Raw genomic sequence first — 20,058 nt, 5'->3', positions numbered from 1 at the left:
ATGAGAATTCATATATTTACCGTAATCTAATTTTTTCTTATGGATGACTACGGTTTCTTGTCTGTTTTACCTCCTGTAATTGCCATTATTTTAGCCCTTCGAACCAAACAAGTATATATTGCTCTGGTTTTTGGAATCTGGTTTTCATGGCTGATCATCAATGACTGGAACTTTCTGAAAGGAACCCTTGCCACAATTGAAGGCCTGGTAAATGTATTCAAATCAGAAGGTAATACAAGAACCATCATATTTAGTGCCTTGGTGGGAGCCCTTTTATTATTTATCCAATATTCAAGGGGTGTTGAAGGTTTTGTAAATCAACTGAATAAATTAATCCAGTATTTTGAGAATAAACATAGCGGATACAGCAGAATCATGATCCAACTGCTAGCCATGATCACCGGCGTGGTTTTATTTGTTGAAACCAGTATCAGTTCGCTTACCGTAGGGACCTTATACCGGCCCGTTTTTGACAAGTTAAAAATTCCAAGGGAAAAGCTGGCATATATTGCAGATTCAAGTTCCTCGCCAACCTCGATACTCATTCCTTTTAACGCCTGGGGTGCATTTATCATGGGCCTGTTATTGACCCAGAATATCGAAAACCCTTTCCGGGTGATGCTGTCTTCAATTGCTTTTAACTTTTATCCAATACTGGCCCTGGTTATATTGTTTATCGTGATCGTTACCAAAAGAGACATCGGCCCCATGCGAAAGGCTGAAAAAAGAACAAAAGAAACAGGAATGTTGATGGATGAAGGTTCAAAACCAATGATTTCTGATGTTATCACGTCTTACGAACCCAAGAAAGGAATAAAGGCTAAATCGTATAACATGGTTGTTCCATTACTGACCATGGTGATCATGATGCCTGTGAATCTTGCTTATACGGGATGGTCCAAGGTTGAAAGTTCGATTGGCTTCTGGGATCATGTAACGAAAGCAATTGGAAACGGGTCAGGTTCGTCTTCAGTTCTTTATGCGGTAATAACTTCGATTATCGTGGCTATGTTACTCTACAGGTCTCAGGGAATCATGAAATTAAAAGAGATGGTTGACCTAACCTTAAAGGGTATAAGCGAACTGATGCCATTGGCCCTATTAATGCTCCTTGCTTTTGCAATTGGAGATGCCTGTAACGCTTTAGGAACGGGCCAGTTTGTTGCCAACTGGTCCAAAGAATGGCTATCACCTCAATTTCTGCCTGCTCTTGTTTTTGTTATCAGCTCATTTATCGCTTTCTCTACAGGAACCTCCTGGGGAACCTTTGCCATCATGCTGGCAATTTCCATCCCTATGGCCAACGTTCATGGTGCCGAGTTGACCCTTGTTATTGCTGCTACCCTGGGTGGAGGAATTTTTGGCGATCATTGTTCTCCAATCTCAGATACAAGTATAATTTCTTCTATGGCCTCCGCTTCAGACCATATTGATCATGTAAGAACTCAATTGCCCTATGCGTTAATCGGTGGATTGATAACCACTGTATTGTATCTGATCCTTGGATTCTCACTTATTTAACTTAAGGTATAAATATATTTTATCGTCTTTAGAGCCTTAAAAGCTTAACTTTGCAGTTCAATTCAAGCGTCATGAAGCATAAAGCAGGATTTGTAAATATCATAGGGAACCCCAATGTAGGTAAATCAACCTTGATGAACGCCCTGGTTGGGGAAAGGCTTTCGATCATAACCTCAAAGGCCCAGACTACAAGGCACAGGATTCTTGGAATCGTTAATGATAAGCATTATCAGGTAGTCTTTTCTGATACTCCTGGTATCATCAATCCGGCCTATGAACTGCAGGAGTCCATGATGGACTTTGTAAAAACAGCTTTTGAAGATGCTGACATTATTCTGTATATGGTTGAAACAGGTGAAAAAGGGCTCAAAAATGAAGCTTTTTTTCAAAAGATTCAAGGTCTTAAAATTCCTGTTTTACTGCTATTGAACAAGATAGACCAATCGACTCAGGAAGATTTGGAAGAACAAGTAGCGTACTGGAAAGAAAAGTTGCCCACTGCGGAGATACACCCTCTTTCCGCTCTTGAAAAATTCAACATCGATACGATCATGAATCGAATTGTTGAACTTCTCCCTGAATCTCCTCCGTTTTATCCAAAAGACCAGTTAACAGACAAACCGGAACGATTTTTTGTAAATGAGACGATTCGGGAAAAAATCCTGATGCACTTTAAAAAAGAAATTCCCTATTCGGTTGAAATTGAAACCGAAGAATTTAAAGAAGAAGCCAGGATTATTAAAATCAGATCTGTGATCATGGTTGAACGAGACACTCAGAAAGGTATAATCATTGGGCATAAAGGATCTGCCCTAAAAAAAGTAGGAATGGAAGCCCGTAAGGATCTGGAAAAATTCTTTGGAAAGAAAATTTTTCTTGATCTCTATGTTAAAGTAAATAAAAACTGGCGAAGCAGGAGTAGTCAGTTAAAACGCTTTGGCTATAAAGAATAACTTAAAGCAAGTCTTTTACCTCATCAAATTCCAATCCTCCGTAATTCCCGCTACTCATTAAAAGAAGCGCTGTATTCTCAAGGTTTTTTGAAAACAAAAAGTCCTTAAAGGCCTTTGGTTCCGTATAAATGATCAGATCATCCCTTTGAAACGCTTTTGAGATCTGTTCCTCGCTAACTTCTTTTAATCTTTTGATCTTAACCGCATGCGGCGAGTAGAAAACAACAGCCTGATCTGCCTTTTTAAGGCTTCCCCGGTACTCTTTCAAAAACTCCTCATTCAAAGAGCTATAGGTATGTAATTCAAGACAGGCCAATACAGTCCTGTTGGGATACTGTTCTTTTACAGCATTCGTGGTTGCCTCGACCTTGGACGGAGAATGGGCAAAATCCTTGAAAATTACTGTTTCACGGTTTTCCCCTATTTTTTCCAGCCTTTTGCTGGCTCCTTTAAAGTCCGCAATAGCCTCATAAAAGTCTTCTTCACTCACCCCAAGATGAAAACAGATTCCTCGTGCCCCTTCCAGGTTCTGTAAATTGTGTTTTCCAAAGATCTCGAGAGGAATTTCTCCTTCTTCGGTTTCAAGAATTGTCGCCCCGCCCTCAACGGTGTAATCCGGGGTTTTATAGGGATATCGTTTAATTTGATTTGAGGATTCCTCAACGACCTTTTTAACATCTCTATCCTCTTCGTTGTAAACCATAATCCCTCCTTTAACCATCGTATCAGTAAAAATACGGAACTGATCCACGTAGTTTTCATAGGTGGGAAAAACGTTGATATGGTCCCAGGCAATTCCACTTATCAATGCAATATTGGCCTTATACAAATGAAACTTTGGACGAAGGTCTATGGGAGATGACAGGTATTCATCCCCTTCCAGAACAATAACTTCATTCTCGTTGGTCAAATGAACCATTCTGTCAAATCCTTCAAGCTGTGCACCCACCATATAATCCACCTCGATATTGTGATACTTCAAAACATGAAGAATCATTGAGGTAATGGTTGTTTTTCCATGAGAACCACCAATGACAACCCTGGTTTTGTTCTTGGAGTGCTCATACAGGTATTCCGGATAAGAAAAAATAGGAATCCCTAATTCCTGGGCTTTTATCAATTCAGGATTATCCGCCTTGGCGTGCATTCCCAAAATTATGGCATCCAGTCCCTCATGTATTTTTTCAGGGAACCATCCCATGGCATCTGGTAACAGGCCCTTAGATTCCAATCTTGATTTAGACGGTTCAAAAATTGCGTCGTCACTTCCAGAAATTAAATCTCCTTTATCATGAAGTGCCAAGGCAAGGTTATGCATGGCACTGCCTCCAATTGAAATAAAATGTATGTTCATTATAAGATTTTAACAGGGGTAAAAATACAAATTTATAGTATGAAGAATTTCACTATTTAAGGGTTCTTTTTAAGGGTCGGGTCAAACAGGTTGGACCGCCTCCTCCCATGACACTTATATGCTCTCCTTTATAGAGATATAATTCACATCCCCTTTTTCTAAGCCTTTGTTCCGTAACCGGATTTCCTTCAACCACAATACACTGTTTCGGCCCAATTGACAGAACATTACAACCCATGGAATCAAATTCCTCATCAGGAACCTCAACAAGCTCATATCCTCTTGCCAGCAATTCATTTCTAAAATAAATGGGCATCAGCGGTGAATAGACTACGGCCAGTTTTTCCGCAACCGGGCTAAAAATTGACATGAGATGAAAAACGTCACTGGGCCCCTTATAATGGGGTAATTCAACAACCATAATCTCCACTCCATGAGGCTCAAGCATCGATTTTAACTGCTCAATACCCGACTTGTTGGTTCTATAAGTATGACCCACTGCGAGTGTATTCCTGTCCAGCCATGCAACATCTCCACCTTCAAGAGTTCCGGGAGCTTCTATGGAACCTAATACATCGATTCCTTGTTTCAAAAAATAATCTTTTTGCGCTATAGGCTCTCCCTGGCGTTCGGCCTTTCCCATCCTGCATAAAATCATACCAAAATCTGTGGCTATTGAGGCGTCCCTGCAGTATATGGAATCCAAGCTTAACTCGTTTTTTTTAGTTAAGTGAAAAACTTTGATTTCTTTCTCAATGAAGATTTTCTCAAAATTTCTGTATTCCTTTTTTGCTGATTCAAAGTCGGGCTTTTCGAGATAATTGAGACCTTTCCATTCCTCATCTATTTTCTCCTGAGACAGAAACGCTAAATCAGCAGATTTAATAAGAACAGATTCAAGATCAAGGTATTCGGTATGTGAAGTTTTTTTCATTGCTCAAAAAGCTGAATTATTATTTTAATTACTACATTAGAACAATGATACAATAAATTAAAGTAGCGCCATAATGAGTAATCATTTCTTTGTAGATCCGGATATTAAAAAAGCGAGCACCCTTCCATCGAGTTTTTATCAAGAGGAGAAAGTCTTTGAAAACATGAAAGAAAAGATCTTCTTAAAATCATGGCAGTTTGTCGGTGATGAAAAACTTGCTGGAATAGCTAAATCAGTTCATCCGTTTGTATTCCTTGATAAGTTCATGACCGAGCCTCTTGTTCTGACAAGAGATGAAGAGGATCAGCTTCATTGTATGACAAATGTATGTACCCACAGAGCAAATCTGGTTGTATTAGGAAGCGGAAAACAAAAAAAACTCACCTGTATGTACCATGGGCGTCGTTTTGATCTGAAAGGCAGGTTTGAATATATGCCGGAATTTAAAGATGCTGAAAACTTCCCAAGAGAATGTGATCATCTCCGGGAATTTCCATTGGTTAAGTGGGGACCTCTGTTATTTACAGGACTGAATCCCGCATTTGATTTCAAAGAAGTGATTTACACAATGAAAGAAAGAATTGGTTTTTTACCGATCAATGAATTCAAATTAGACAATTCACTTTCACGAGATTATCTGGTTCAGGCGCACTGGGCACTCTATTGCGATAATTACCTGGAAGGATTTCATGTTCCTTTTGTCCATGAAGGTTTAAATCAGGTTCTGGACTACGGAAGCTATTCAACGGAGATTTATAAATATTGTAATCTTCAAATTGGATATGCCGATGATGCCAGTGACGTCTTTGAACTGCCTAAAGATCATATCGACTACGGAAAAAATGTAGCGGCTTATTACTATTGGGTGTTTCCTAATATGATGTTCAACTTTTACCCCTGGGGGCTTTCTATTAATGTTGTAAAGCCATTAACCCGGGAAAGAACAAAAGTTTCTTTTATCAGCTATGTTTATGATCCTGAAAAATTGGAAAAAGGTGCGGGTCAGGATTTAGATAAAGTTGAAAGAGAAGATGAATTCGTTGTTGAAAATGTTCAACAGGGTATGCTTTCTTCTTTTTACAAAGCCGGAAGATTTTCACCCTCAAAGGAAAAAGGGGTTCATCATTTTCACAGGTTACTCGCAGATTTTATGAATCTTTAGTTTAATTTAAAACTCCATTCATTTTCGTTGAGCTCATCAATCAGTTCCTTCGTAATATTTATTTTTGAACTTCTGCTGGGCATGTTTAGCTTGAGCTTTTCCTTTTGATCAATGATCATAAAATTTAAATGCTGGCTTCCCTGATGCTTTTTAAAAACGGCATCAAACCTTTCAATATTTGATTCAGAAATATTTTCAATGGGAACATTTAAAGTGATCTTCTTGGCCATTTTGGCCAGAACATCCTGCAACTGTTGAATTGCAGTGATCTGAACCCGTACGTCACCGTTTTGCCAGGCCCTTCGCATAACTGTCTTTAGGTATAAAAATGTATTGGGTATCAGAAAATGTCTGAACTTCAAATAATCCTCGTTGAAAAGTCTAAATTCGTGCGCATCGGTGTAGTCTTCAAAAGTGAAAAGCCCCCAGGGTTTTCCATTCTTGCTCACCCTGTGCTGTACATCAGTAATGATGCCGGCAAAAGACAGTTCTTTGCCCTCAAGTTCATTGATCTTTTGCAAAGCTTCCACCCCGGCATTGCAAAAATACTGGATCTCTGTTTTAAAGTCATCCAACGGGTGCCCAGAGATATAAATACCGATCATTTCTTTCTCCTTGGAAAGTTTCTCCATAACGTTCCAGGGTTCACATGGAGGAATTACAGGCTCTTCAAACTGAACCTCAGAAGCTTCTCCAAATAATGACACCTGAGCCGAATTCTTACTTTCCTGATACTTGTTTCCATACCTTATTGCCTTCTCTATAAATGTGATACCCTTCTCATCCAATGCAAAATACTGTGACCTGTTCGCTGTCTGAAAGGAATCAAATGCTCCCGCGAGCACCAGTCCGTCAAAGGCTTTTTTGTTTGCAGCTCTTAGATCGACTCTCTTTGTCACGTCAAAAATTGATCGGAAATTTCCGTTTTCCTTTCTTTCATCAACAATGGCCCGAACAGCCCCTTCTCCTACTCCGCGTATGGCTCCCATCCCAAACCGAACCGCACCTTGCCTGTTCACGGAAAATTTATAGTAAGATTCATTGATATCAGGCCCAAGCACCTCAATTCCTGCCCTCTTACATTCCTCCATAAAGAAAGACACCTGCTTGATGTCGTTCATGTTGTTACTCAATACCGAGGCCATGTACTCCGCAGGATAATGTGCCTTTAAATAGGCAGTTTGGTAGGCAATGAAGGCATAGCAGGTAGAGTGAGATTTGTTAAAAGCATAGGCAGCAAAAGCCTCCCAGTCTTTCCATATTTTCTCCAAAACCTCTTCGGGATGATTGTTCTTCTTACCTCCGTCAATAAAAAGTGGTTTCAGTTTTTCAAGCAGAGCGAATATCTTTTTACCCATCGCCTTACGCAGCATATCAGCCTGGCCTTTGGTAAAATCAGCGAGTTTTTGAGACAGCAGCATCACCTGCTCCTGGTATACCGTAATGCCATAGGTTTCTTTGAGATACTCCTCCATATCCGGAAGATCATACTTGATCTCTTCCCTTCCATGTTTCCTGTCAATAAAAGATGGAATATATTCCATGGGTCCGGGACGGTAAAGCGCGTTCATAGCTATCAGGTCGGCAAATTCCGTTGGCTTGAGGGATTTCATATGCTTTTGCATACCGGGAGATTCATACTGAAAAATCCCTATGGTTTCTCCTCTCTGAAAGAGCTCATAGGTCTTTTTGTCATCAAGTGGGAAGTCATCAGGAACCAGATCGATTCCGTGTAAGGCTTTCACAATTTTTACCGTGTCTTTGATCAGGGTCAGGGTTTTTAAACCCAGAAAGTCCATCTTCAACAATCCTGCATCTTCAACTACCCCGTTATCAAACTGTGTTACGTACATATCGGTCCCTTTAGCTGTTGCCACAGGGATCAAATTTGTTATATCTTCAGGAGTTATGATTACTCCGCAGGCATGGGTTCCGGTATTTCTGACTGATCCTTCAAGCATTCTGGCCTGATTGATGGTTTCCGCTTCGATTCCATTTCCGCTGGCCATAGAAACCAGTTCATCCACATTAGCCTTTTCTTCACTTCTAAGTCCCTTAACCTTTGAAATACTCTTTTCATCAGTTCCAAAAATATTGTTGAGCTTAAGACCGGGAATCAATTTTGCTATTCGGTCTGCGTCAGGAAGCGGTAAATCAAGTACCCTCGCCGTATCCCGAATAGATGATTTAGCAGCCATGGTACCATAAGTAATGATCTGGGCCACCTGATTCGCTCCGTATTTATTAATCACGTAATCAATCACGCGTTGCCTTCCTTCATCGTCAAAATCAATATCGATATCCGGAAGCGAAACCCTGTCCGGATTTAGAAAACGCTCAAACAGAAGATCGTATTTTATCGGGTCGATATTTGTAATCCCCAAACAATAGGCTACTGCAGATCCAGCCGCGGAACCCCTTCCGGGACCAACAGAAACTCCCATATTACGAGCTTCTTTGATAAAATCCTCAACAATCAGAAAGTATCCGGGGTAACCGGTTTTTTCAATAATCATCAGTTCAAAGTCGAGCCTCTCCTTTATTACTTCCGTCAGATCCTGATACCTCATTTTTGCCCCTTCATAGGTAAGGTATCTCAGGTAAGCATTCTCTCCTCTTTTACCACCGTCTTCCTCATCCATTGGATCATAGAATTGTTCCGGCATATCAAATTTTGGTAAAAGAACGTCCCTTGCGAGTTCAAAGGTTTCAATCTTATCGACAATTTCCTGAATATTGATAATAGCTTCCGGGACATGTCGAAACAAAGCCTTCATTTCATCCTGAGTCTTGAAATAGTAGTCATCATTCGGCAGGCCATACCTAAATCCTCTGCCCCTTCCCTTTGGGGTTGCAATTTTTTCTCCGTCCTTAACACATAACAGGATATCATGTGCCATTGAATCCGATTTATTCAAATAAAACGTATTATTCGTTGCAACGAGCTTCACTCCATGCTTCCTGGAGAATTCGATCAGTACTTCGTTAATGTGTTTTTCATTCTCCTGCTGGTGATCGCTGATCTCCAAATAGAAATCCTGACCAAACTCCTTTTTCCACCAAAGTAGGGCCTCTTCTGCCTGATGTTCACCAATGTTCAGAATTTTATTTGGGATTTCTCCATTGATCCCTCCACTCAATACAATGATATCTTCTTTAAACTGTTGAATCAGATTCTTGTCAATTCTTGGGACATAGTAGAATCCGTCAATAAAAGCAGCTGAAGCTAATTTAGCCATATTGTGGTATCCCTTCTTATTTTTGGCGAGCAGGACGACCTGGTATCCGTTGTCTTTATGCGATTTATCCTTATGGTTTTCGCATACATTGAATTCACATCCTATAATTGGAACAATTGGTTTTTCAGCATTCTTGTTGTGATTCAGAACCGTTTTGACAAATACAAAAGCACCCATCATATTCCCGGTATCGGTTAGGGCAACGGCTGGCATGTCATTGTCGGCAGCTGCCTTTACCAGCTCTCCTATGTTTGAGGTGGATTGCAGAATCGAGTACTGAGAGTGATTATGAAGATGTGAAAACCTGGCTTCTTTCAGGGCTTCGATATGCTGATCACTGATTTTATCTGTTGTAGTTGATTTTGCAGCAGCCTTCCTGAGTTTTTCACTTTCCTTTTTTAAATTCTGATGTCTAAGGCCTGCCGGCTTAAAAGCCTCTGAATTATGATCTGCAAAATCCCTGAAATAAGAACTTTCAACTCCTAGTTCTGCTTCTGTAAAGTGACCTCCTCTGATTAATTCGAGAAAACATCGGGTGGTTGCTTCCACATCAGCCGTGGCATTATGCGCCTCCTGAAATGGTTCGTTAAAAAGTTTTTCATGGAGTTCCGTCAGGGTGGGTAGTTTAAATTTTCCATATCTACCTCCGGGTATCTCACATAAAAGGGCCGTTTTCTCAGTGCAGGTATCAAGAACTGGGATGGAATTCAGATTCGTCTCTACACCCAGCCTGTAAAACTCACAGCCCATGATATTCAGGTCAAAATTCAAATTCTGACCAATGACAAATTTAGTTTTAGACAGTGCCAGGTTAAACAATTCCAGAACTTCCTTCAGCGGTTTTCCGTTTTGCATAGCAAGATCCGTTGAGATCCCATGAATCTGCTCAGCATCATAGGGTATCTTGTAATTCTGAGGAATAATAAGGTAATCTTCATGAGATATCATATTTCCCATTGCATCATGTAACTGCCAGGCTATCTGAACACACCTTGGCCAGTTGTCCACATCAGTTACAGGGGCATTCCAATTCTTTGGTAAACCAGTGGTTTCAGTGTCGAAAATAAGATACATATGGCCTGCTCTTTTAGAAGAATTTCAAAGTGATAAAAATAGCTATTTCATCTTTTTAGTTACAACGGATAAAAGGAATAGTTATCAACATCAAGTATAGAATTCAACTATCTGCTAATTTTTGACTGGGAATCAATAAAATTTAGTATTTTTGCGCCCTACTTTTGAGAAAGTGGAATTATATCTATTAATAACCTAGGTCGAGTACCTAAAAATTTAAACAATTATGTCAGTAAAAATCAGACTTCAAAGACACGGAAGAAAAGGAAAACCATTTTATTGGATCGTAGCAGCAGATGCTCGCTCAAAAAGAGATGGAAGGTCTTTGGAAAAGCTGGGGACTTACAACCCGAACACAAACCCTGCAACAATCGATTTGGATATTGATGGTGCTGTTAAATGGCTTCAGAATGGGGCTCAACCTACAGACACTGCCAGAGCAATCTTGTCATACAAGGGAGCATTGTTGAAAAATCACCTTGCGGGTGGCGTGAAAAAAGGAGCTTTGACAGAAGAACAGGCCGAAGCAAAATTTCAGGCTTGGTTGGAGGAGAAAGCTTCAAAAGTTTCTGAAAAAGAAGGAAAGATCGCTAAAGCAAAAGAAGATGAAAAAGCGAAAAAACTTTCAGCAGAAAAAGAAATAAATGAAAGCCGAAAAGCAGCAGCAGAAGAGGCTGAAAATGAGGCTATCAAGGCTGAAGCTGATGCAAAAGCCGCGGCAGAAGCAGCTGCTAAGGCTGAAGAGGCTGTAGAAGATGAAGGACCTAAAACAATCGACGAAGTTGCTGAGCAGGCAAAAGAAGAGGAAAAATAAGGCTTTATCATAATACTTATAAGAAAACCTGATATTGATTTATCAGGTTTTTTTGTTTTATTTTTGAATCGATCAAGAATCGGATATGAAAAAAGAAGATTGTTTTTATCTTGGAAAGATTGTAAAAAAGTACAGTTTCAAAGGAGAGTTGATCTTGAGGCTCGATACAGATGAACCCGAGATCTATGAAAATCTGAATGCTGTTTTTGTTGATATGGGTAAAACCCTTGTCCCCTACTTTATAGAAAAAAGCCTTGTTCAAAAAGGAAATCATATCCGTATTCGATTTGAAGACATCCATACGGAAGATGAAGCAGAATACCTCTTGAAAAGAGATGTTTACCTCCCCCTGGACCTTCTTCCTGAACTTAAAGGAAATCAGTTTTATTTTCACGAGGTTGAGGGATTTGTCATGGAAGATGTATCCTACGGAAAAATAGGAATTATCGACTCTGTCAATGACGCTTCGGCGCAACTTTTATTTGTGGTTAAAAACGAGGAAGAAGAAATCCTGATTCCTATGGTAGATGACTTTATCAAAAAAATTGACAGAAAAAACAAAAAGGTTCTTATCAGTACTCCGGAGGGACTAATTGATATGAACCGTTCGTAACTTCAGTATGTCGAATAAACCATTCCATTTTAAACAGTTCAGTATAAAACAGGATAAATGTGCTATGAAAATAGGTACGGATGGGGTCCTTTTAGGCGCCTGGGTCAATATCCCTGAAAGTTGCCAATCCATCCTGGATATTGGAACCGGCACGGGCCTGCTCGCCATGCAAATGGCCCAAAGAAGTGACGCCGAACTTATCGATGCCCTGGAAATAGAAGATGATGCTTATGAACAAGCCGTTGAAAATTTCGAGGATAGCCCCTGGGCTGATCGACTTTTTTGCTATCACGCTTCACTGCAGAATTTTGTTGAGGAAATTGACGATCTCTATGATCTTATACTATGTAATCCTCCTTATTATACGGATACATTTAAAGAACTTGATCCAAAAAGAGCCCTGGCCAGACATACTGATGAGCTAAATTTTCAGATCCTGCTGGAATCAACATCTAAATTATTGCAAAGTAATGGTGAATGCGCTTTTGTAATACCTTTTAAAGAAGAAGCGGGGTTCATAAAAACTGCCGAGAATTTTCAATTGAATCCGATTCGTATTACACGAGTGCGGGGAAATCATCAAAGCCCTTTAAAAAGGAGCCTTATCCAATTCTCAAAACAATTGAAAAGCGGAGAGATCAATGAGTTGACCATTGAAGTTGAACGGCATCAATACACGGAAGACTATAAGAGGCTCGTTAAAGATTTTTACCTCGAAATGTAAATCCGGAAATTAAGGTAAAATCGGTATTAGGCACCCAGATTGTGCGGGTTATACCCGAGATATTCAACCTCCTTTTCATTGAAAGTGATTCCGTAATCTTTGAGTTCTTCCAATATGGGATCATAAACCTCTTTGGCAATAGGAAGCTGTACACCTGGATTCTTTATTTTCCCGTTTAAAATATCCAGTGTTGCCATGGCAACCGGTAACCCTACTGTTTTGGCCATTGCGGTATAAGTCTGGTCTTCTCCAAGGACCACCATGTTGGACTCAATCTGCCTTTTAACACCATTAAGTTCAAATCCAAACTTGTGATACATAACGATCATGTCCTTATCTTCCTCGCTCAGGGTCCAGGAATCCATAAGTATTTTCTGCAGTATCTGCGCAGGAGTGGCATTTTTGAGCCCTACAATTTTATCCGGATTGAAAATATCAATTTCAAGTAATTTTTCCCAGATCACATCGTCCTGATCAATTTTGAGATAATGTCTCAACTTTAGCTCAACCGAATCATGGGGCTTATAAGGCAGAAATGAATTGGTAAATTCTCGATAACTCATGTTCTCCGAACCTTCCATAACATAACTATCGTCTGTCATTCCCAATTGAACAAAAATATTCCATGCCCTTGAAAAACCAACTCTTCTTATCGTTCCCCGATAAAGGGTCAGGGCATCCTGCAATCCGTAAATTTCTCTGTAATTCAATGAATCTCTGTTGGCCAGTGCCTCGAATTTACCAAAACCCTCAATGGAAAGAAATTCTGTCCTTCTGAATAGTTTGTGATAAGGAATGTATTTGTACTTACCCTCCTGGATGAATTTTGCTATACCTCCTTGACCCGCCACAACTACATTTCTTGGGTTCCAGGTAAATTTATAGTTCCAAAGATTATCATCGCTCTCCGGAGCTACCAGACCACCTGTAAAGGATTCAAAAAGTATCATCTTACCTCCTTTTTCTTTGATCCGATCGATCACCTGCATGGCACTCATATGATCAATTCCAGGGTCCAGTCCAATTTCATTCATAAAAATAAGGCCCTTTTCCAAAACCTCATCATTCATAGCCTTCAATTCTTCAGAAATATAAGAAGCTGTTACAAGGTTTTTTCCAAACTCGAGACAATCTTTGGCCACTTCCAGATGAAACCGGGCCGGAAGCATGGATATGACGATATCTGATTCCTGAATGATCTCCTTTCTTCTTTCAACATTAAAAATATCCAGATTAACGATCTTGCCGTTCTTATGCCCGCCTACAAGTTTTTTAGCATTTTCAATTGAAACATCGGCAATAATGACACTTAGTTTCTCCTGTTCTGATTTTTCCAAAAGATACCTTACCAATGCAGAAGAAGACCTGCCTGCACCAACAATTAAAATTCGTCTCATAGTTCAATTCTTGTTTCTCCAAATGTAATTAAAATGAAAAGAATTAGAACTTAGAATAGAACAAAAAAAACCGGTATGATTACTTTTATTTCCTTGTGATGGATTCTATATATCTGTATCTTAGCAGCTCATTAAACTTAATGATATGATCTCCAGAATTTCAGGTATTGCAGCCTTATTAGGCCTGTTTACAATTGCCCTTGGTGCCTTTGGTGCTCATTCTTTAAAAGACAAACTAGATCCACAGGAACTTTTGAATTTTGAAACAGGAGTTCGTTACATGATGTACCATGTTTTAGGTATTCTGCTAGTAAATAACAGTTCCTTTCTGAATATGAGGACAAAACATAGTGTATCCATTCTTTTTCTTATTGGAATCCTGTTCTTTTCCGGGTCCTTGTTTGCCATTTCAACAAGTTTTATCGCAGCAAAACAAATATGGTTCATAACCCCCCTGGGAGGATTGTTGTTCATTCTGGGCTGGTTGATAACTGCAGTCGGTTTTTTTAAAAGAAATACTGAAAATATATCGAATTAGCAATTTCACCCCTTATCTTCATTCGATTCTCTTTTTTCCTTATGGATTTTCAAAGATTTTAACAAGTTAGATGGATTCTGATTAACCGTATTTTGTTTACAACTCGTTGATATCCTGCGTTGTCCCCAAAAATATTCTTATTACCTTTAAAAAGCCAATTTTAATCCCGTCTGGCGAAAACGTTATCGTAAATATACAGATGTATACTGATAAAAGTCATAAAAACGAGGTTATGATTGTGCGTAAATTTGCTCTAGAAATCAGAAACAATTAACACTTAAATTTTGACTTATGGAAGTTCTAACAAAATCAGTAATTACGTCTTTAGAAGAAATAGGAATTAAAAATCCAAAAGAAATCATTTACAACCCGTCATACGATGAATTATACGAGTATGAATTGGATCCGAATTTAGAAGGATATGAAAAAGCTTACAAAACCGAATTAGGTGCCTTAAATGTAATGACAGGTAAATTTACGGGTCGTTCACCTAAAGATAAGTTTATTGTAAAAGATGATGTAACTAAAGATACTTTATGGTGGACCTCTGATAAAGCCCCAAATGACAACAAACCAACAACTCAAGAGGTTTGGGATGAATTGAAGCAATTAGTTCTTGATGAATTATCAGGTAAAAAATTATATGTGGTTGATGCTTTTTGTGGTGCCAACGAAGACACAAGGTTAAAAATTAGATTTATTGTGGAAGTTCCATGGCAGGCGCATTTTGTTACAAATATGTTCATCAGACCTACTTCTGAAGAATTAGAAACTTTTGGAGAACCGGATTTCGTAGTGATGAATGGTTCTGAAACTCAGAATGATAATTGGAAAAAACATGGTTTAAATTCTGAAGTATTTACGATGTTTAACTTAACAGAGCAAATGCAAATCATCGGTGGAACCTGGTATGGAGGTGAAATGAAAAAAGGAATGTTCGCCATGATGAACTATTTCTTACCCCAACGAGGAATTTCTTCAATGCACTGTTCAGCGAACGTTGGTAAAGATGGTAAAACAGCTATTTTCTTCGGATTATCCGGAACAGGTAAAACTACGCTTTCCACAGATCCAAACAGAGCATTAATTGGTGATGATGAGCACGGATGGGATGATGAAGGTGTCTTTAACTTTGAAGGTGGTTGTTACGCAAAAACGATTGACCTTTGTCAGGAGGCTGAACCGGATATTTACAACGCCATCAAAAGAGATGCATTACTTGAGAATGTAACAGTTGATGAAAACGGAAAAATTGATTTCACTGATGGATCAGTGACTCAGAACACAAGAGTTACATACCCTATTTACCATATTGATAACATTGTAAAACCGGTTTCTAAAGCAGGTCATGCTAATAAAGTTATATTCTTAACTGCGGATGCTTTCGGTGTAATGCCTCCGGTATCCAAGTTGACTCCAGAACAAACTAAATACCATTTCCTATCAGGATTTACAGCTAAACTAGCCGGTACAGAAAGAGGAGTTAATGAACCTACTCCAACATTCTCAGCTTGTTTCGGTGAAGCCTTCTTGACTTTACACCCAACAAAATACGGTGAAGAACTCGTTAAGAAAATGGAAGAGCACGGAGCGGAAGCTTATCTTGTAAACACAGGTTGGAATGGAACTGGAAAACGAATTTCTATCCAGGACACAAGAGGAATTATCGATAGAATCTTAGACGGTTCGGTTGATAAAGCTGAAACTAAAATCATTCCTGTATTTAATTTAGAAGTTCCTACTTCTTTAGAAGATGTACATGATGAAATATTAGATCCTAGAGACACTTACGAAGATCCAGCAGAATGGGACAAAAGAGCTAAAAAATTAGCTGGTCTGTTCGCGAAAAACTTCGAGAAGTATACAGATAATGAAGAAGGAAAAAGATTGGTTGCCGCTGGTCCACAGTTAGACTAAACATTTGCTTTTCAATTAAAAGTGTGCATCAACTTAGTTGATGCACACTTTTTTTGCGTCAAAATTCAAGTTTCAACTGAACATTCATTATTTTTTCATCCTCCTTTTTCCTGTTATTCAAATTTGAAACGGAAATACCGAGTAGCCTAACCGAATCCTTGACTTTTTCTTGATAAAGCAACTCCCTGACGGTTTCTAATAGTACCCCACTTTCTTTAATAAAATACGGTAAAGTTTTGCCTCTTGTCTGAACAGAAAAATCGCTGTATTTTATTTTTAAAGTTATTGTTTTTCCAGCGAGTTTCGATTTTGATAACCTCTTTTCAAGTTCCTTAGAGATTTCTTCCAGCCTTTCCATCATAAAAATTTCAGAGGTCAGGTTTTTTACAAATGTATGTTCGGCTGCAACCGATTTTTGAGTCCGATTCGGTTTTACTTTACTGTGATACAATCCTCGTACGACCTTGTAATAATGTTCTCCCGAATTTTTAAAATGTTCAATTAAAAAATCAAGAGATTTGGCTTTCAACTCCTTTCCCGTAAATATTCCCAATTGATACATTTTAGCCGCTGTTACTTTGCCAATACCGAAAAACTTTTCTATCGGCAGAATTTCCAGAAATTCAATTACTTCTTCCGGAGGAATCGTTTTTTGCCCGTTTGGTTTATTCATGTCTGAAGCAATCTTTGCAATGAATTTACTATTTGAGATACCGGCTGATGCACTTAAACCTGTTTCGTCGTATATTCTGTCTCTTATCTCTCTTGCAATCAAGGTTGCAGACGGGTTTCCCTTTTTGTTTTCGGTTACATCGAGAAATGCTTCATCAAGTGACAAGGGTTCTACCAGGTCAGAATATTCAAAAAATATATCTCTTATTTTTTTCGATAATTCCTTGTATCTCCCGAATCTGGGTTTCACAAAGATCAGGTTTGGACATTTCTTTCTTGCCTGGACCCCGCTCATTGCTGATCGCACTCCGAACCTTCTCGCCTCGTAACTTGCTGCTGCCACGACACCTCTTTGACTTCCTCCTCCCACGGCCACCGGCTTTCCTTTTAAGGATGGATCATCAAGCTGTTCTACAGATGCAAAGAAGGCATCCATATCAATATGTATGATCTTTCTGATGGGCTCGGTTTCCATATGATAAAACTACAAAAATCGAGTATAACAAACCCAGAAACAAGTTCTGATCAAGGTCGATAAATGGCAAAAATGATTTACTTTTGCCACATGTCAAGAAAAAAGAAATTTCATTTGTTTGAAAATGTTGAGATTATCGACACCGCCGCCAAAGGGAAGAGTGTTGCCAAGTCACCCGATGGCAGGGTTGTATTTGTCAGCAATGCAGTACCTGGTGATATTGTGGATATAAAAACGGGTCGAAAACGCAAGTCTTATTACGAAGGAAAAGCTATAAAATTTCACCAATTATCTGATAAAAGGGTAACTCCCGAATGTGAGCATTTCGGCGTTTGCGGGGGATGTAAATGGCAACATATGAATTATGAACATCAGCTTGCTTATAAACAGAAGGAAGTGACAAATAACCTCATTCGAATCGGACATTTGGAATTACCTGAAATCACACCTATCGCCGGATGTCAAAAAACCTACTTTTATCGAAACAAAATGGAATTTTCGTTTTCCGATTCGAGATGGCTTACTGAGGAAGAATTAAACAGCGAGGAGGAATTTACCGATAAAAACGCCCTGGGCTTTCACATTCCGGGAATGTGGGATAAAATACTCGACATCAAAAAATGTCATTTACAGGAAGATCCTTCTAATCTCATCAGAAACTCGATTAAGGAATTTGCAGTCGACAACCATATTGAATTTTTTAATCCCAGAAACAGGACAGGACTTTTGAGAACCCTTATGATTCGTATCAGTTCTACAGGAGAAATTATGCTGGTCATACAGTTTTTTAAAGAGGATGTTGAGAAGAGAGAACTGCTGTTAAACCATATTGCGGATAAATTCAAGGATATCACCTCGCTTCAGTACATAATTAATGAAAAAGGAAACGATTCCATTTACGATCAGGATATTATCCTTTACAAAGGGAGAGATCACATTTTTGAAGAAATGGAAGGGCTCAAATTTAAAATCGGAGCTAAATCCTTCTATCAGACTAATTCTGCACAGGCCTATGAACTGTATAAGATTGCTAGGGATTTTGCGGACATAAAGAACGATGAGGTTATTTATGACCTGTATACGGGCACAGGTACAATTGCCCAGTTTGTTGCGTCAAAGGCAAAAAAAGTAATTGGGGTTGAAGCGGTTCCCCAGGCTATTGAAGATGCCAGGGAGAATGCCAAAATGAATGGAATTGACAATACTGTGTTCTATGAGGGAGACATGGCAAAAGTGTTTACAGAAGATTTCATAAAAGAAAATGGCCATCCTGATCTTATAATCACAGACCCGCCCAGAGATGGCATGCATCAAAAAGTCGTAAAACAAATTTTATCGATATTGCCGGAAAAAGTTGTTTATATTAGCTGCAATTCTGCAACCCAGGCAAGGGATCTGGCACTTATGAAAGATCACTATACCATTGAAAAGTCACAGGCAGTAGATATGTTTCCACAGACTCATCACGTAGAAAACGTTGTACTCTTAAAGAAGAAAGGCAAACTATGAGATTTAGATTAAAAGTTTTTTTTGTGCTTTTGCTTATACTGATCAATTTTGGTTGCGAAAGAGATGAGATTTGTCTCGAAGAAATTACCCCTAAACTGATTCTTCGATTTTACAATGAAAACAATACAGATGAATTGAAAAGAGTTCAGGGCTTAGTTGTCCGTATTGAGGGGGTTGAAGGAGATTATGAAGATGAATCGATTACGGTTTTTACAGATTCTATTGCCGTTCCTCTAAAGGTTACGGAAAACAGCACGAAGATTATATTAAACCTGTCGGGAGATACAGAGGATGAGGATAATCTGGATACATTATCCGTCAATTACTCGCAGGAAGACATCTTTATCTCGAGAGCCTGTGGCTACAAGACCCTTTACAAGGAAGCCCAGGCAGCTTTAGTGGATGATCAGGACAATTGGATCAAAGGAATTGAAATTAAGAAAGAACCTTTTGAAATAATCGATGAAAAAACGGCTCATGTTAAGATTTACCATTAGCATAATAATTCTTTTTAATTTTCAGATGATGACTGGCCAGCTTGGAAAGCAGGAACAGGATACGGCAACATATAAAGACAGGTATGGGTTAAGAGTGGGAATCGATATCGTAAGGCCCATATACTCCATGTTCAGTGAAGACCAAAAAGGTTTCGAAATCGTTGGAGACTACAGGGTTCATAAAAGATTCTATGTGGCAACAGAACTTGGATACCGAGACCATACAAGACAGGAAGACTTCTTTGATTTTTCAACAAAGGGCCAGTATATCAAATTAGGAGTCGATTACAATGCCTATAAAAACTGGCTGGGAATGGAAAACATGATCGTTGTGGGGTTGAGATATGGTTTCAGCACCTTCAGCCAGACAGTTAACGACTATACTATAAACGCGGATCCGTTTTTACCTGAACGCACGGATCCAGGAATGAGTTATGACGGTTTATCGGGACATTGGGCGGAACTGGTTCTGGGATTGAAGGTAGAGGTACTCCACAATGTATTTCTTGGCGTTTCATTCAGAGGAAACACTTTGTTATCCTCCAAGCAGCCTGAAAATTTCAAGAATCTTTACATTCCTGGTTTTGAAAGGGTTTTTGTTAATAACAACGGATTTAGTTTTAACTATACAATTTCTTATTTGATCCCGTTTTACAGAAAATAGA

16 protein-coding genes are annotated in these 20,058 nt (G+C 39.1%); 11 read left to right on the top strand and 5 right to left on the bottom strand.

Annotation, left to right across the window (positions count from 1 at the left end; all coding sequences use genetic code 11):
- The first annotated feature begins 39 nt into the window (after nucleotides 1-39).
- Together LCM02_RS00815 and era are read left to right on the top strand one after the other, a co-directional pair.
- Complete coding sequence (locus tag LCM02_RS00815; RefSeq protein WP_224926411.1) at nucleotides 40-1,521, top strand: Na+/H+ antiporter NhaC family protein; 1,482 nt, start codon at nucleotides 40-42, stop codon at nucleotides 1,519-1,521.
- A 71-nt stretch (nucleotides 1,522-1,592) separates the two neighbouring features.
- Nucleotides 1,593-2,474, top strand: a complete 882-nt coding sequence (gene era / locus LCM02_RS00810; RefSeq protein ID WP_224926410.1) for a GTPase Era — start codon at nucleotides 1,593-1,595, stop codon at nucleotides 2,472-2,474.
- Between the two features lies 1 nt (nucleotide 2,475).
- Here era and LCM02_RS00805 read toward each other — a convergent pair whose 3' ends face one another.
- Entirely contained in the window at nucleotides 2,476-3,828 is a 1,353-nt protein-coding gene (locus LCM02_RS00805) for a UDP-N-acetylmuramate--L-alanine ligase (RefSeq protein ID WP_224926409.1), read from the bottom strand.
- A gap of 52 nt (nucleotides 3,829-3,880) precedes the next feature.
- On the bottom strand, nucleotides 3,881-4,762 hold the full coding sequence (locus LCM02_RS00800) for a dimethylarginine dimethylaminohydrolase family protein (protein ID WP_224926408.1): 882 nt from the start codon (nucleotides 4,760-4,762) through the stop codon (nucleotides 3,881-3,883).
- Nucleotides 4,763-4,835: 73 nt separating this feature from the next.
- Between LCM02_RS00800 and LCM02_RS00795 the strand changes: the two genes are divergently transcribed.
- Nucleotides 4,836-5,924 (top strand): aromatic ring-hydroxylating oxygenase subunit alpha, encoded by a 1,089-nt coding sequence (locus LCM02_RS00795; RefSeq protein WP_224926407.1) that lies wholly within the window; start codon nucleotides 4,836-4,838, stop codon nucleotides 5,922-5,924.
- Here LCM02_RS00795 and dnaE read toward each other — a convergent pair.
- Nucleotides 5,921-10,237, bottom strand: a complete 4,317-nt coding sequence (gene dnaE / locus LCM02_RS00790) for a DNA polymerase III subunit alpha (protein ID WP_224926406.1) — start codon at nucleotides 10,235-10,237, stop codon at nucleotides 5,921-5,923. The two genes, LCM02_RS00795 and dnaE, sit on opposite strands and share 4 nt — an antisense overlap.
- Before the next feature lie 226 nt (nucleotides 10,238-10,463).
- On the opposite strand from dnaE, the gene LCM02_RS00785 reads away from it, so the two are divergent.
- From LCM02_RS00785 to LCM02_RS00775, 3 genes are all read left to right on the top strand, one after another.
- Nucleotides 10,464-11,051 (top strand): 30S ribosomal protein S16, encoded by a 588-nt coding sequence (locus tag LCM02_RS00785; RefSeq protein WP_224926405.1) that lies wholly within the window; start codon nucleotides 10,464-10,466, stop codon nucleotides 11,049-11,051.
- 85 nt (nucleotides 11,052-11,136) lie between these two features.
- Nucleotides 11,137-11,664: a ribosome maturation factor RimM gene (rimM, locus tag LCM02_RS00780; protein WP_224926404.1), complete on the top strand. Its 528-nt coding sequence runs from the start codon at nucleotides 11,137-11,139 to the stop codon at nucleotides 11,662-11,664.
- Nucleotides 11,665-11,728: 64 nt separating this feature from the next.
- The gene (locus tag LCM02_RS00775; RefSeq protein ID WP_224926403.1) at nucleotides 11,729-12,388 is read left to right on the top strand and encodes a tRNA1(Val) (adenine(37)-N6)-methyltransferase; all 660 of its coding nucleotides are present in this window, start codon (nucleotides 11,729-11,731) and stop codon (nucleotides 12,386-12,388) included.
- Nucleotides 12,389-12,414: 26 nt separating this feature from the next.
- On the opposite strand, the gene LCM02_RS00770 is transcribed toward LCM02_RS00775, so the two are convergent.
- Nucleotides 12,415-13,785: a saccharopine dehydrogenase family protein gene (locus LCM02_RS00770; protein WP_224926402.1), complete on the bottom strand. Its 1,371-nt coding sequence runs from the start codon at nucleotides 13,783-13,785 to the stop codon at nucleotides 12,415-12,417.
- A gap of 145 nt (nucleotides 13,786-13,930) precedes the next feature.
- Here LCM02_RS00770 and LCM02_RS00765 point away from each other — a divergent pair, with 145 nt between their 5' ends.
- Complete coding sequence (locus LCM02_RS00765; RefSeq protein ID WP_224926401.1) at nucleotides 13,931-14,323, top strand: DUF423 domain-containing protein; 393 nt, start codon at nucleotides 13,931-13,933, stop codon at nucleotides 14,321-14,323.
- Between the two features lie 291 nt (nucleotides 14,324-14,614).
- Nucleotides 14,615-16,240 carry a phosphoenolpyruvate carboxykinase (ATP) gene (pckA, locus tag LCM02_RS00760; protein ID WP_224926400.1) on the top strand — a complete coding sequence of 542 codons (1,626 nt, stop codon included), beginning with the start codon at nucleotides 14,615-14,617 and terminating at the stop codon, nucleotides 16,238-16,240.
- A gap of 58 nt (nucleotides 16,241-16,298) precedes the next feature.
- Here the strand turns inward: pckA and dinB are convergent, their stop codons facing one another.
- The gene (gene dinB / locus LCM02_RS00755) at nucleotides 16,299-17,387 is read right to left on the bottom strand and encodes a DNA polymerase IV (RefSeq protein WP_224926399.1); all 1,089 of its coding nucleotides are present in this window, start codon (nucleotides 17,385-17,387) and stop codon (nucleotides 16,299-16,301) included.
- A gap of 90 nt (nucleotides 17,388-17,477) precedes the next feature.
- Here dinB and rlmD point away from each other — a divergent pair, with 90 nt between their 5' ends.
- The 3 genes from rlmD to LCM02_RS00740 are packed head-to-tail and all read left to right on the top strand — an operon-like array spanning nucleotide 17,478 to nucleotide 20,057.
- Entirely contained in the window at nucleotides 17,478-18,896 is a 1,419-nt protein-coding gene (gene rlmD / locus LCM02_RS00750; RefSeq protein WP_224926398.1) for a 23S rRNA (uracil(1939)-C(5))-methyltransferase RlmD, read from the top strand.
- The gene (locus tag LCM02_RS00745; protein WP_224926397.1) at nucleotides 18,893-19,393 is read left to right on the top strand and encodes a DUF6452 family protein; all 501 of its coding nucleotides are present in this window, start codon (nucleotides 18,893-18,895) and stop codon (nucleotides 19,391-19,393) included. Before rlmD ends, LCM02_RS00745 begins: the two co-directional genes overlap by 4 nt.
- Nucleotides 19,374-20,057 carry a DUF6048 family protein gene (locus tag LCM02_RS00740; protein ID WP_224926396.1) on the top strand — a complete coding sequence of 228 codons (684 nt, stop codon included), beginning with the start codon at nucleotides 19,374-19,376 and terminating at the stop codon, nucleotides 20,055-20,057. Before LCM02_RS00745 ends, LCM02_RS00740 begins: the two co-directional genes overlap by 20 nt.
- Nucleotide 20,058 lies beyond the last annotated feature (1 nt).

The organism is Lutimonas saemankumensis, from assembly GCF_020171465.1.
Classification (GTDB): domain Bacteria; phylum Bacteroidota; class Bacteroidia; order Flavobacteriales; family Flavobacteriaceae; genus Lutimonas; species Lutimonas saemankumensis.
Note: the sequence above shows the minus strand (reverse complement) of the source record. Positions and strands in the feature narration are given on the sequence as shown.